Raw genomic sequence first — 14223 nt, 5'->3', positions numbered from 1 at the left:
TGATGATTGAAGAAGAAACTCCTATTGTTCATCCAGGAGTAAAAACTAAAGATATTGCTGTGGATGTCGTGTGAAACGAGGGAATTTTATTCGAGAGCTGGTTGATGCAGGTTGTTACTTGAAGCGCTATGGAAGGAAGTATGATCTCTATATAAACCCACGGAACGGCAAACAAGCTCCGGTACCACGGCATCCGGAAATTAAGGAGGGTCTTTGTGAGCTTATCAGAAAGCAGTTGGGGCTCAAAGGCAAGTGATTGGCCTAACGAATAAGGTTAGATTGTGAGAGCGGAGCGAGCCACAATTTGAACCCGTTGTTGGGCAAGCCCGATTCTAAATCACTTCATTCTCTATGAAAATATCTTTTCGAATCTCGGGGGCTGTGAGGTCTGCTGTATTTAAGCAAACCTCAAGAATGAGTGTGTAACATCACCAGTGCGGCAATATACACCATGAACTGCTAATGGCGATCAAAAGCCAGTCCTTTACTTTACCTGAGGTATGTATAAAGTATAGTCCTGACCCCCCTGGGCAGGGAACTACACTGGAAGAAGCTCGGGAAAATCTTCGTGAGGCTATTGAATTAGTTCTGAAAGCCAATCGAGTGCTCGCAGAAGAGTCGATTCAGGGTCGCCAAGTTGTCAAAGAACGGATCGTTGCAGACGCATAAAGAAACGGCGTGATTTGGTAAGACACTTAGAGCGTTGCGGATGCGAACTACTCTGAGAAGGTGGTCGACAATCGGTATATGTGAATCGGGTTGCCGGCAAGTTGACTACCATCCCGCGCCACACGAAAATCAATGAACATCTAACCCGGCGTATCTGCAAGGATCTTGATGTTTCTCAGCCATAGCGTTGCCCAACGAATAAGATTAGATCGTGATCACGAAGCAAGTCACGATCTGGGAAGAAAAAGGGGACGTTACCTCTATAGGGAAAAGGGGGATGACTGACAAAAAAGCAAAAAAGGGAGCTTCCTTTTTTTTCCTTCTAACGCTTTTACAACGTATGCGTCTAACGCTGCCACCTGTCATTTATCTAGCTGCAATGATTTAATGAACTCCGAAAATTTAGTGATAAAAATATCAATCTGGAATACTTAACCAGTTCTCTGTCCGTCTAGCGGGTAATCGGCGCGGCGAAAGATTTCACATAAAGCAGAAGATACTGACTTTGCGCCGATGGTCTGGTCGCGTAGAGTAATGATGACCAAACGGCGCTGCTGTTTTGCTGTTATTCCATTCTTCCCCCTTACAGATAGTTGTAGTCGTACACCCTTGTTTTTAATTCGTCAATGAAAAAAAATATCCCAACAGGGAAATTTGTTCATTAATTATTTTCAAATTTATCCTGTGCTATTCAGAGTTACGCGGAACTCGATCTGGGAGCCGATGCTAATTTGCTTAGTCTCTAAAATTTATCGTCGTATATAAAAAGCATTGAGCTTATTTAGCAAGCGTGTGCTGATTGCAATCAATCCCTATCTTTTTATTCGACAGTCATCTCAGAAATTGCCGATACTTATCTATAACCTAGCCTTTGTGGCGGGGTCTTGCTTACTACAACTCCAGGCCGAATTGCCCGATATGCGGTGGGCAATAATTCTATTACCTATTGCGTTAGCATTAGGTTCCTGCACTTACTATTTCTCGGCGGTGCTTAGCATTGTTCGTAGAATTTTTGTAGTTTGCTTTTTTATAGGATTGGGCTTTTTCTGGGCAGCCATACTGGCGCATTGGCGTATGGCCGATGTCTTACCTCATGAATGGGAAAGCCGCGATATCGAGCTAATCGGTGTTATTGCAGAGCTTCCGCAAATGAATGACCGCGCTGTACGCTTCCACTTCGATGTCGAACAGGTAGTGACAGCAGAAGCCGTGGTGCCTGCATCTATCTTACTGAGGTGGTATAAAATGCGAGGGAAGCATGAGGAAATCAGTGATGCATTCCCTCAAGTCAATGTGGGTGAGCGCTGGCAGCTGACAGTACGGCTAAAGCGCCCCTATAGCAATGTTAATCCGCATGGCTCCGACTTTGAGGCAAAAGCGATGGAACGCAATATCCGTGCTATGGGTTATGTTCGCCTATCAGAAAACAATGTACGCTTGGATGAGTGGGTTAATCATCCCAGTTATTTGATTGAGTACGCCCGCCAGCAGATTCGCACACGGTTTACCCATGTATTAGCAGATCATTCCTATGCGGGTATTCAAATAGCCCTGGCCGTAGGAGATCAGCAGGCTATCCCTCGCGAGCAGTGGCAAATTTTCACACGTACCGGCACCAATCATCTTATGTCAATCTCTGGACTTCATGTGACGATGGTGTCAGGTATGGTTTTTGGGTTTGTTTATTGGCTGTGGCGGCGAAGCTCGCGGTTAACCTTTTTGCTGCCAGCGCGCAAAATGGCTATTGCCGCAGGTGTTTTAGTGGCACTGGGTTATGCGTTATTAGCTGGTTTTGCTGTACCCACCAGACGGACCTTTCTGATGCTGGCAATCATGGCTATTGCACTTTGGAGTGATCGCAGAGTGCCGATGCCAGCTGTGCTGATATGGGCGTTATTGATCGTGGTGCTATTTGATCCATGGGCAGTAATGTCTCCTGGCTTCTGGTTATCGTTTGGTGCGCTTGCACTGATTACGTTAGTAATATTTGGCCGTATTGGCAGGATGAACGCCATAAACAGTTGGATTAGAGTGCAATGGGTGATTACTTTGGGATTGGGCCCTTTGCTGCTGCTCATGTTTCAGCAAGTATCGCTGATTGCACCGCTAGCGAATGCAATCGCAATTCCGTTGGTCAGCCTGGCGGTGGTTCCACTGACATTACTGGCAATTTTGCCGTTATTTGATTTTCTGCTATTGCCTGCCCATGAGATCTTGAGTGGTGGTATGGTATTGCTGGCGTGGCTAAGTGAAACTCCTCAGGTTGTCTGGCAGCAGCATGCCCCGCCGGTATGGACGGTAGTGGTAGGTATTGCAGGTATAGCCTGGTTGTTTCTGCCAGGTGGATCGAATTTAGGGATTTTCTCGGGTTTCCCTGCCTGCTGGCTTGGAGTGGTGGCATTATTACCACTATTTGTGGTTGTTCCACCCAAACCGGCAGCAGGTGAGTTGTGGTTGACCGTCCTGGATGTCGGTCAAGGATTAGCGGTAGTGGCGCGTACCGAGCATCATACGCTGTTATACGATGCCGGGCCCAGCTTTGGAGAAACTGATAGCGGCGAGCGTATTATCATGCCATTTTTACGCGGCGAGGGTATCAAGCAACTGGATCTCATGATGATATCGCATGCAGACTTGGATCATAGCGGCGGTGCTTTGTCGGTGCTGGCAGCAATACCAGTGAAATCATTGCTGTCGTCGCTAACTCCTGATCATCCAATTCAGCAGGCTGTTAGCAATGGCAGACCATGCTCTGCCGGTGAATCATGGCAGTGGGATGGTGTTCATTTTGAGGTGCTGCATCCGTTAACGTACAGCCATGATCGCCTTAAGCGGAAAACGAATGAAGCGAGTTGCGTATTGAAGATTACTACCCGTCATGGCAGCGTGCTATTGCCGGCCGATATCGAGAAGGACTCAGAACAAGCCTTGCTGGTGCGTGCCAGCCGGCAGCTTGCCGCAACGGTTCTGATTGCGCCCCATCATGGCAGCAAGACTTCTTCGACGGAAGCATTTATACGCCAAGTCAATCCCAGGCTCACGATATTTACTGTTGGTTATCGTAACCGCTTTGGGCATCCAAGCGAGCAAGTCGTTGCACGATATCGGGACGTGGGAAGTCAGCTGATGTACAGTGACCGTGATGGGGCGGTGTTGTTACAGTTTAAAGGCGAAGGTATGACAGTGAGCAGTTGGCGCGAGATTACTCGTCGTTACTGGCATGATCGCTGAAAGTATCCTCAGCAGCGCTGTTTTCTTTCTCACAGATTAATGCGCCGTTAATATTGGTCTGATAGCAATACGCTGGGTAATTTCTTCAGCACTTTTTCTGGCGGAGATCTCGCTTAGATAGGGGCCAGTACGGATTTTGTACAGTCCGCCTTCATTAGTGATGTCAGTTTGATGCGTGATTGAAGGCAGTTCCGAGCGTATTTGTGCAAGAAAGTTGTGAGCATTGCTGGCAGAACCAAATGCAGCGAGCTGCAGGTAGATATTATTGTTTTGCGAGTTCGATCGTCGGGAAGGCATGATTTTTTCCATTGGAGGAGACGAAGCGACGCCCGGAATGATGGTTTCAACCACCACGGGGGTGCTGCCATTTGCCAGTATATCCAGCTTGTATGCTGCAGTATAGGAAAGATCAACTACTCGATTTGCCAGAAAGGGGCCTCGATCATTAATGCGCACGACGATCGATTTGCCATTATTAAGATTAGTAACCCGGGCATAACTGGGAATGGGCAAAGTTGGATGAGCGGCGGTCATGGCATACATGTCATACACTTCTCCAGAAGCAGTTTGTTTGCCATGGTAACGACGCCCATACCAAGAGGCGATACCTCGCTCTCTGTAAGGAGTGAGTGATGTCATGGGGGTAAATGTTTGCCCTAAAGCATCATAAGGGCGCATGTTGGCAGTCCTTAAGGGTTCGATGCGTGGAATGGCATCTGGGATAGAATCCAGGTTGGCTGGTGGATTGTCGGGTGGGCCGTCATCAAGGTAATAGCCCCCCCCTTTGATTTTTGCTAAGAATACTGATGCAGTAGTAGCGTTTTTTTCTCGTGACCCGGCATGGCGGGATGTGCTGCTACAACCAACTAGTGTGATCAGTACGATGATGGATATTAAAAAAGTAACACAAGCTACCCAGCGAATGGAAAGAAAATGAAGTGTGTGTGTAAACATGGGTATACCATCCTTATGTTTTTACTAGTTTAGGGTGGGTTTGTATACTCATCAAAATACCAAAACCCAATAGCATCGTTACCAGAGAGGTTCCTCCATAGCTGATCAAGGGCAGGGGCACACCCACTACGGGTAGGATACCGCTGACCATCCCCATATTGACGAAAACATAGGTAAAGAACGTCAATGTGATCGAACCGGCAACGAGGCGAGTAAACTGTGTCGGTGCATTGGCTGTAATAATCATACAGCGTCCGATCACTGCTAAATATAACAATAATAACAAACCATTACCGATTAAACCAAATTCCTCTGAGAATACCGCAAAAATAAAATCGGTGCTTTGTTCGGGTAGAAAATCCAGCTGAGATTGCGTTCCTTTTTGCCATCCTTTGCCGGCAATACCGCCAGAACCGATGGCAATACTGGATTGTATGGTGTGGTAACCTGCTCCTAATGGGTCTTGTGAAGGATCAAACATGGTTAAAACGCGCTTGCGTTGATAGTCATGCATGGCGAATGACCAGAATAATGGCAATACACTTCCAGCAGTCACTAACAAACCAGCCATGACTCGCCAGGATAAACCAGCAAAGTAGAGTACATAAAAACCACTTGTTGAAATCAATAAAGCTGTTCCCAGGTCAGGCTGGCGTGCAATCAATATGACCGGTAATAGTAAAATCAAAGTTGCACCGGCATAATCACGTAAACGCAAGGTTATTTCAGATTTATCGAAATACCAAGCCATCATGAGAGGAACAGCAATTTTTAACAGCTCAGAAGGTTGAATTCTGGTGATTCCTATGTTTAACCAGCGTCGCGCACCATTTTGTATTTCACCAAACAAGGCAACGCCGATCAGTAGAGTGATCCCTGCTATATACAATGGTAAGGCAAGGCGCATAATTTGCTGCAGCGGAACGTTGGTTACTAACCACATAACCGCAAGCGCTGCGATCATGTTTAAGATTTGACCGCTGACCCGGCTTAAACTCCCGCCGCTAGCACTATAGAGCACGACGAGTCCAATCAGCATCAACAGAAAGATTCCGCCTAACAGGAAATTATCGATATAGCGAGTGAAATAATGCCATAGCTGCTTGAACTCAATCATAACAACTTAATCATTAATACCTATGTTGATCGAAAGAAACGAGACATCAAAAAAACGGCAGAATCAAGTTAAAACATTAACTGACTTTTCCTAATGCGGTCGATTGTTTATATTTGCAGTAAGCAGGGGTTCAGGTGTCTTTCCGAGAAAGAAATAATCCAATACCTGACGCGCAATGGGTGCAGCAGTCGAGCCGCCAGAACCACCATTCTCAACTAAAACCGTCATTATGATTTTTGGATCTTCTGCTGGTGCATAAGCGGTGAATAACGCATGGTCACGGTGGCGTTCTTGTATTTTGCTGGCAACGTAACGTTCACCTTGTTTGATATTAATTACTTGTGAAGTGCCTGTTTTACCGGCAAAAGTATAAGCGGCATTTGCACCTGCGCGCGCAGCTGTTCCGCCAGGGCGTGTCACACCGGCCAACGCATTGTTGACACGCATCAGATTTTCTTTCTTTAAATCAAGCGTGTACATCTGATTATTTTTTTTCTCGAATGAGCGGCCAGTTATGCTATTTTGAATCTGTTTCACAAAATGTGGACGATAAGCGGTGCCATTATTAGCAAGTATCATGGTGGCGAAGGTCAGTTGAAGGGGGGTGGCCAGATTATAACCTTGACCGATTCCTACTGAAATCGTGTCGCCAGGAAACCAACTCTGCTTGAATCGCTTCATTTTCCATTCTGGTGAAGGGAGTAATCCAGCTACTTCGCCCGGAATATCGATGCCGGTTTTTCTGCCAAATCCAAACTGACTGATAAAATTGAACATATTGGTTATTCCCAGATCATTGGCAAGCATGTAGTAATAGGTGTCACAGGAAATGACGAGTGATTTGTGGAGATCAACTTTGCCATGTCCGCCAGGTTTCCAATCCCGGAAACGGTGTTGACTACCAGGCAGACTAAAGTAACCTGGATCATTAATCGCGTACTGGAAAGTCCGTTTACCTAATTCCAAACCAGCTAATGCCATGAATGGTTTAAAGGTAGAGCCAGGCGGATATACGCCTCTAAGGGCACGATTATTGAGTGGTTTGTCTATGGATTCATTGAGTAAGCGCCAGTTCAAGTGATCGATGCCATCTACAAACAGATTGGGATCAAATCCAGGTTTACTGACAAAGGCGAGAATTTCGCCATTTGTCGGATCCATTGCCACCAGTGCCCCCCGGTAATCACCAAATGCGCTTTCTGCTGCCTGTTGTAACTTGAGATCAAGAGAGAGGACTAAATCATTGCCAGCCACAGGCGGGGTATGGGATAGTGTTCTGACATGTCGGCCTGCTACATCAGTTTCGGCTTCTTCAAAGCCGGTTACGCCGTGTAATTCTCTCTCATAGCTTTGTTCAATGCCTGTTCTTCCTATATGCAAGGAACCTCGATAGTTTTCCAGCTCATTATTGTTTTCCAGTTGTTCGAGATCCTTGTCGCTGATACGACCAATATAGCCAATCACATGCGATAAAAGCTCAGCGTGAGGATAGTGACGAAGTAGCCGTGCTTTAATTTCCATTCCAGGAAACCGGTAGTGATTGGCGGCAAAGCTGGCTACTTCCACATCTGATAAGCGTGTACGAATGGGTAAGCTTTGAAAGCGTGTGTTCTCCCGTCTTAGCTTATTGAATCGCTGACGATCCTCCGCTGTAATTTCAATCACGGTGGCTAATTCATCTATGGCTACTTCCAGGTTGGTAACTTTATCCGGCACAATTTCCAATGCGTAAGTTGTGTGGTTTTCCGCCAGAATCTCACCATTGCGATCAAATATCAGTCCCCGGTTTGGCACCAGTGGCACAATGGAGATCCGATTAGCTTCTGCCAGTGTTGTGTAGTGTTCTCCGCGCAGTACCTGCAGGTAAAAAAAACGAGCAAGCAATAAGCAAAATAACAGCACGACAAAGCCTGCGCTGATGGTAAGTCTGATGTGGAAATGACGTAATTCACGTAAGTGATTACGAAGCTCAATTCCATGATTCATAGTTCGTCAGAATCGCACTTCGGCTTTTGAGGAATGCCCAGCAAGAATGAAATTACTGGCCACAATAATGCACCCGTGGCACTAGGCAGAAAATAATGCCAATCCGGCAGATAAGTACCCCCCAGCATACCCGTTAAAAGTGCAGCAAATTGAGCTATGAGCAGCACCCAGAAAATTTGGGGAGCTTGTTGAAAGACACTAAATAAGCGTAGGCGTCGATGCAAGATCATCCCAAAAAAAGTGATCAGGCAATAAGCCAATGCATGTTGACCGAGAATGCTGCTGTTGCTGACATCCATGACTAAACCCGCTATAAAGGCAAGACTCATGCCGATACGTTGTGGCTGATTGACACTCCAATAGAGCAGCGTAATTGCGACAAAATCTGGGCGAAGTAACAAGATGATTTCTTGTAGAGGCAGCAGGTTAAATAGGAGCGCACTGAACAGACTGAAAAAGATGAAGCTGCTTTTTACTTCCAGCGCGAGCTCCTCACTAAGGTAATCATTGGGCATGGTTTTTTCTTTGCTTTCCTTGCTGCACAGTATTCCTTGGCTCTTCTTCAGGCAGCGCAGGCACGGGCGATGATAAGGAAAGTATCAATACCTGCCTGTTTCTGTTCACACCTGCAATAGGTATGCAGGTGATGTGTGCAAAATCACGTGAGCGATCATGCTCAATATTGGTTACGCGCGCTACAGGCAGGCCGGGCGGATAAACGCCGCCAATCCCAGAGGTAATCAGTAAATCATCTTGTTCAATATCCGCGTTGACCGACAAATAACGCAGTTCTAGTTCATTATTTTTGCCAGCGCCAGAAACGACCGAACGTAAGCCATTACGAGCAACTTGTACAGGAACGGAATGATCTTTATCAGTGATCAGCGTAACCTCGGCTAACCAAGGATGAACCTGTGTTATTTGTCCGACGACACCTAAATCATCGACCACTACTTGACCGGCTGTAACCCCGCTGGTACTTCCCTTGTTGAGCGTTACCTTGCGATTAAAGGGATCGCGTGGGACATATAAGATATCTGCCATAATCGCTTTGGCTTCTGTTTGCTGGGCAGCATTCAGCAATTGACGCAGTTGGGCATTTTCTTCTTCCAGCATTTGTAAGCGGAAGAGTTTTTGCTGATTAAAGAAATATTGCTGCCTGAGATAAGCAATTTCTTTTGTTAACTGCAAATCATCTAATAACTCTTCTACCTGATCATACAAGCTCATTGGTGCATAGGCTAATTTTTGCAGAGGGTAAATGATCATGCCAACAGTCTGACGTATTCCGAAAAAGGAACTGAAGCGGGTATCCACTACCATCAGGAGAATGGATAGCAATGCAAAAAAAAATAATCGTACCTGTGGACTCGGACCAACCCTGAAAAATTGCGGAACCGTTTCCATTACATTTTAGATGTTAAAATTTCATTACTCGGTTATGTGAGTAACCCATGGTAAGAGACCGGAATCAGCTCAAAATTCGCGAGCAAAAATACCGATGGATCGATCGATATTTTCGAGGGCGATCCCAGCTCCCCGTACTACACAGGAGAGGGGATCATCTGCCACAATAACAGATAAACCTGTTTCCTCCATCAAGAGACGATCAATATCACGCAGTAGTGCGCCGCCTCCTGTCATCACCATCCCCATTTCGGCAATGTCGGAACCAAGTTCTGGCGGAGTATGCTCCAATGCAGTTTTAACCGCACTGACAATATTGTTCAATGGTTCCGACAGTGCTTCCAGAATCTCATTACTGGAAATGGTAAAACTACGCGGAATACCTTCTGCTAAATTCCGTCCTTTGACCTCAATTTCACGCACTTCCGAAGCTGGATAAGCCGAACCTATTTGTGTCTTGATGATCTCGGCCGTGGTTTCACCAATCATCATGCCGTAATTGCGACGAATATAATTGATGATGGCTTCATCAAATTTGTCACCTCCCACACGTACTGAATTTGAATAAACAATACCCCCCAGAGAAATTACCGCAACTTCAGTCGTACCGCCTCCTATGTCAACTACCATTGAGCCTGTCGGTTTTTCAACGGGTAAATCGGCCCCGATGGCAGCAGCCATTGGTTCTTCTATGAGTTCTACTTTACGTGCGCCTGCGCCAAAGGCAGCCTCACGAATTGCGCGCCGCTCCACTTGAGTTGAACCGCAAGGAACAGAAATAACAATACGCGGGTTAGCAGAAAACAGGCGGGGAGGATTTACCTTTCTGATGAATTGTTTCAGCATTTGCTCAGTTACCGTGAAATCAGCAATGACACCATCCTTCATCGGGCGAATTGCGGTAATGTTACCAGGTGTCCGGCCAAGCATTTGCTTTGCTGCCAGTCCAACTTGCTGGATCATTTTCTTGCCGCCGGATCCTCCTTCTTGCCTGATTGCAACGACAGATGGTTCGTTCAGTACGATACCGTGACCACGAACATGAATCAGTGTATTGGCAGTACCTAAATCAACGGCCATATCTGTTGAGAAATAATTTCCTAGAAAGTTATTGTTCAGGAGGTTAAACATGATGGCAAAATCCCATTAATGAAGACAGATTCAGAAATAAAGAAGCGGTTTAGTAGTAAGTAGAATGTACAAAAAGCATGCGCTCATTAGACATGTCATGATACTCTATTACGTGTTTGAATATAAAGCTCTTGACAGCAAATGACCCTATCATTAGATGATGTAAAACGTGTAGCTAATCTTGCTCGTATCGAAATCAGTGAGGATGAGGCACAACAGGTGCTGATGCAATTATCTGGTATTTTTGACCTGATCGAACAAATGCAGGCGATAGAGACATCCAATATTGAACCTATGAGTCATGCGCAAGATATGATACAGCGCTTGCGTGAAGATGTCGTTACTGAATCTGATCAACATATGTTATTTCAAGCTATCGCACCACAGGTAGAGGCGGGGCTTTATTTGGTTCCTAAAGTGATCGAGTAAAAGCAGAAACACGCTTCCTTCTTTCAGTTAATTTTTGTAATTCACCATTCTTAACCCTCATGCTGAACGCTAGTCTCAAGCAGCTCGCCACACAACTTTTGCAAAGAAAAATTTCCAGCGTAGAGCTGACCAAAGAGTTTCTTAAACACATTAAAACGCTTAATCAAGAGTTAAACGCTTTTATTACCCTCAATGAAGAGATGAGTCTTGCTCAAGCGCAAGCTGCCGACAACATGATTGCAGCGGGAGAGGCCCATCCTCTCACAGGTATTCCTGTAGCACAAAAAGATATTTTTTGTGCCAAGGAATGGTTAACGACGTGTGGTTCGAAAATGCTTTCCAATTTTATCTCTCCCTATGATGCGACGGTAATCGAACGCTTTAATCAAGTCGGAGCGGTTAATATCGGTAAGACCAATATGGATGAGTTTGCCATGGGGTCCAGTAATGAGACTTCCTATTATGGGCCTGTCAAAAATCCGTGGGATAGCCTGGCGGTACCGGGTGGAAGTTCTGGTGGTTCGGCTTGTGCAATTGCTGCGCGCATGGCCCCCGCTGCGACAGGTACGGATACGGGCGGTTCCATCCGCCAGCCGGCGGCACTATGCGGTATCTCGGGCATCAAACCAACGTATGGATTGGTTTCTCGTTATGGCATGATTGCGTTTGCTTCCAGCCTGGATCAAGCAGGGCCTATGGCTAAGTCGGCTGAGGACCTAGCACTTTTGTTGAATGTTATGGCAGGGTTCGATACCCGCGATTCAACCAGCATCCAGCGTGAGCCAGAGGATTACGCGCATGATCTGGAAAAACCGCTGGGGCAGTTGCGTATCGGCTTACCTCGGGAGTACTTTGCAAAAGGAATGAGTAATGATGTGGCCAGTGCCGTGGAAGCTGCCATTGCAGAGTATCGTAAGTTAGGCGCGACCATTGTTGAGATTTCCTTGCCCAATGCGAGACTTTCCATTCCGGTCTATTATGTTTTAGCCCCGGCAGAAGCATCCAGTAATCTTTCCCGCTTTGATGGTGTCCGTTATGGTTATCGTGCTGAGCAATATACTGATCTTGAAGATATGTATAAAAAAACCCGGGCTCAAGGCTTTGGCGCGGAAGTTAAGCGCCGTATCCTGATTGGTACTTATGTGCTTTCCCATGGTTATTACGATGCTTACTATCTGCAGGCGCAGAAACTGCGCCGTTTGATCGCAAACGATTTTACGGACGCATTTAAGCAATGCGATGTCATCATGGGGCCGACTACACCTGCAGTTGCCTTTAATCTCGGAGAAAAAAGCAGCGATCCGATTCAGATGTATTTATCGGATATTTATACCAGCGCAGCGAATCTGGCTGGCTTGCCGGCGATGTCAATTCCCGTCGGGTTTGGTGATAAGAATAGGCCGGTAGGACTGCATATCATTGGCAATTACTTCAGAGAAGCTCAAATGTTAAATATTACGCACCGGTATCAGCAAGTAACAGACTGGCATCTGCGTGTGCCTGCAGGTCTGCTGGAAGTTTAGCAAATAATAATTATTTATGATTTATCGGGTATTTCAGAAGTAAGAGGGGTTTTTTGAACATGCAGTGGGAAATCGTCATCGGTCTTGAGATTCATGCTCAACTCTCGACACAATCAAAAATATTCTCAGGCGCTTCTACAGCCTATGGAGCGCAGCCCAACACGCAGGCGTGTGCGGTCGATATTGCGTTGCCCGGAGTATTACCGGTTTTGAATTATGGCGCTGTTGAGCGCGCAATTAAGTTTGGCCTGGCAATTGGGGCAAAAATTAATTCGCCTTCTATCTTTGCACGCAAAAATTACTTTTACCCTGATTTACCAAAAGGCTATCAAATCAGTCAGTTTGAGCTGCCTATCGTGCAGGGGGGCAGCGTCAAGATTCAGGTAGGTGATAGCGAGAAGATAGTGCGGTTGACACGCGCACATCTGGAAGAAGATGCTGGTAAGTCATTGCATGAAGAATTTCATGGCATGAGCGGTATCGACCTGAATCGGGCTGGCACACCTCTGTTGGAAATTGTTTCCGAGCCGGATATGCGCAGCAGCGCAGAAGCGGTCGCTTATGCCAAGGCGCTGCACACTCTGGTTCGCTGGACTGGAATATGTGATGGCAACATGCAGGAGGGATCATTCCGCTGTGATGCCAACGTCTCTGTCCGGCCGCGTGGAACAGAAACATTTGGTACGCGTTGTGAGATTAAGAATCTTAATTCGTTTCGTTTCCTCGAAAAAGCAATCGATTTTGAGGCGAGGAGGCAGATTGAAATCCTGGAGGACGGCGGCAGTATTACGCAGGAAACACGCCTATACGATGCTAGCCGCGATGAAACCCGCACCATGCGCAGCAAAGAGGAGGCGCACGATTATCGTTATTTCCCAGATCCTGATTTGCTACCGTTGGAGATATCCCGAGAATGGATTGAACAGGTTAGAGCGATGCTGCCCGAATTACCTGAGGCACGGCGGCATCGTTATATCCAGGATTTTGGTTTGACGGTTTATGATGCTAGTGTACTGACTGCGGCAAGAGAAATAGCGGATTATTTTGAGAATACTGTCAAGCAATTGCCTACGCAAGCCAAACTCTGTGCCAACTGGATTATGGGTGAAGTCAGTGGCAGACTCAATAAAGAGAATATTGAGATTACCCAATGTCCAGTAGGGCCAAAGCAGCTGGCGGAATTACTGATGCGCGTTAGCGATGGCACCATCTCAGGAAAAAGCGCCAAGGATGTTTTTGATAGTATGTGGCAGGGCGAGCATAGCGGAAATGCCGATGCTATCATTGCTGCAAAAGGACTCAAACAAATTTCCGATGATGGCGAAATCGAAAAACTGATTGATCAGGTGCTTGCTGCTCACCCACAACAAGTGGCAGATTATCATGGCGGCAAAGAAAAAGCTTTTAACTCGCTTGTCGGTCAGGTCATGAAAGCCACCAAAGGAAAGGCGAATCCGGGACAAGTCAATATGATACTCAAGAAAAAGCTGCTGGAATAAATTTACCAAAGCAACTATTTGCGCTATCTGAACATGTCCTGCCACCGATCTGGTTATCGTTTCCTGTTAAGTCATTACCTGCCAGGATTCAAAAAAATAAGCATTTCGCAGCAATCCATTTTATCACCCTATGAAATGCATCCTGTATTGGTATAGCAAAGCTCAAATAAATTGATTACAATTCATAGATGACTTATCCATCATCATTTCGCTGCAAAGTTTTGTCCGTTCGCAAGAAGGAAGGACTTACCATTGCGCAGGCGGCGGCGCGTTTTTG

At 46.2% G+C, this 14223-nt stretch carries 12 protein-coding genes; 6 read left to right on the top strand and 6 right to left on the bottom strand.

Annotated features, from left to right (window positions below; genetic code table 11):
* The first annotated feature begins 70 nt into the window (after window positions 1-70).
* The 3 genes from J5I83_RS14525 to J5I83_RS06930 all read left to right on the top strand — a co-directional run bounded on the left by J5I83_RS14525 (window position 71) and on the right by J5I83_RS06930 (window position 3900).
* On the top strand, window positions 71-256 hold the full coding sequence (locus J5I83_RS14525) for a type II toxin-antitoxin system HicA family toxin (RefSeq protein ID WP_369683402.1): 186 nt from the start codon (window positions 71-73) through the stop codon (window positions 254-256).
* A 206-nt stretch (window positions 257-462) separates the two neighbouring features.
* Window positions 463-669, top strand: coding sequence for a type II toxin-antitoxin system HicB family antitoxin (locus J5I83_RS06935; RefSeq protein WP_304054437.1), 207 nt, complete (start codon window positions 463-465; stop codon window positions 667-669).
* 771 nt (window positions 670-1440) lie between these two features.
* On the top strand, window positions 1441-3900 hold the full coding sequence (locus tag J5I83_RS06930; protein WP_369683401.1) for a DNA internalization-related competence protein ComEC/Rec2: 2460 nt from the start codon (window positions 1441-1443) through the stop codon (window positions 3898-3900).
* Between the two features lie 36 nt (window positions 3901-3936).
* Here J5I83_RS06930 and J5I83_RS06925 read toward each other — a convergent pair whose 3' ends face one another.
* The 6 genes from J5I83_RS06925 to J5I83_RS06900 all read right to left on the bottom strand — a co-directional run bounded on the left by J5I83_RS06925 (window position 3937) and on the right by J5I83_RS06900 (window position 10495).
* Entirely contained in the window at window positions 3937-4854 is a 918-nt protein-coding gene (locus J5I83_RS06925) for a septal ring lytic transglycosylase RlpA family protein (protein ID WP_304054435.1), read from the bottom strand.
* A 13-nt stretch (window positions 4855-4867) separates the two neighbouring features.
* The gene (gene rodA, locus J5I83_RS06920; protein ID WP_304054433.1) at window positions 4868-5971 is read right to left on the bottom strand and encodes a rod shape-determining protein RodA; all 1104 of its coding nucleotides are present in this window, start codon (window positions 5969-5971) and stop codon (window positions 4868-4870) included.
* Between the two features lie 90 nt (window positions 5972-6061).
* The gene (gene mrdA, locus J5I83_RS06915) at window positions 6062-7957 is read right to left on the bottom strand and encodes a penicillin-binding protein 2 (RefSeq protein WP_304054431.1); all 1896 of its coding nucleotides are present in this window, start codon (window positions 7955-7957) and stop codon (window positions 6062-6064) included.
* Window positions 7954-8472, bottom strand: a complete 519-nt coding sequence (gene mreD, locus J5I83_RS06910) for a rod shape-determining protein MreD (RefSeq protein ID WP_304054429.1) — start codon at window positions 8470-8472, stop codon at window positions 7954-7956. The genes mrdA and mreD overlap by 4 nt, the downstream gene beginning before the upstream one ends.
* Window positions 8462-9364, bottom strand: coding sequence for a rod shape-determining protein MreC (gene mreC, locus J5I83_RS06905; RefSeq protein ID WP_304054427.1), 903 nt, complete (start codon window positions 9362-9364; stop codon window positions 8462-8464). The genes mreD and mreC overlap by 11 nt, the downstream gene beginning before the upstream one ends.
* Window positions 9365-9433: 69 nt before the next feature.
* Window positions 9434-10495 (bottom strand): rod shape-determining protein, encoded by a 1062-nt coding sequence (locus J5I83_RS06900; protein WP_304054426.1) that lies wholly within the window; start codon window positions 10493-10495, stop codon window positions 9434-9436.
* A 141-nt stretch (window positions 10496-10636) separates the two neighbouring features.
* Between J5I83_RS06900 and gatC the strand changes: the two genes are divergently transcribed.
* The 3 genes from gatC to gatB are packed head-to-tail and all read left to right on the top strand — an operon-like array spanning window position 10637 to window position 13946.
* Entirely contained in the window at window positions 10637-10924 is a 288-nt protein-coding gene (gene gatC / locus J5I83_RS06895) for an Asp-tRNA(Asn)/Glu-tRNA(Gln) amidotransferase subunit GatC (protein ID WP_304054425.1), read from the top strand.
* A gap of 59 nt (window positions 10925-10983) precedes the next feature.
* Complete coding sequence (gene gatA / locus J5I83_RS06890; protein WP_304054423.1) at window positions 10984-12447, top strand: Asp-tRNA(Asn)/Glu-tRNA(Gln) amidotransferase subunit GatA; 1464 nt, start codon at window positions 10984-10986, stop codon at window positions 12445-12447.
* 59 nt (window positions 12448-12506) lie between these two features.
* Window positions 12507-13946 (top strand): Asp-tRNA(Asn)/Glu-tRNA(Gln) amidotransferase subunit GatB, encoded by a 1440-nt coding sequence (gatB, locus tag J5I83_RS06885; RefSeq protein WP_304054439.1) that lies wholly within the window; start codon window positions 12507-12509, stop codon window positions 13944-13946.
* The last annotated feature ends 277 nt before the right edge of the window (window positions 13947-14223 follow it).

The sequence above is a fragment of the Nitrosomonas communis genome (assembly GCF_024102715.1).
GTDB classification, from domain to species: Bacteria; Pseudomonadota; Gammaproteobacteria; order Burkholderiales; family Nitrosomonadaceae; genus Nitrosomonas; species Nitrosomonas communis_B.
This window is presented reverse-complemented; position numbering and strand designations above follow the sequence as displayed.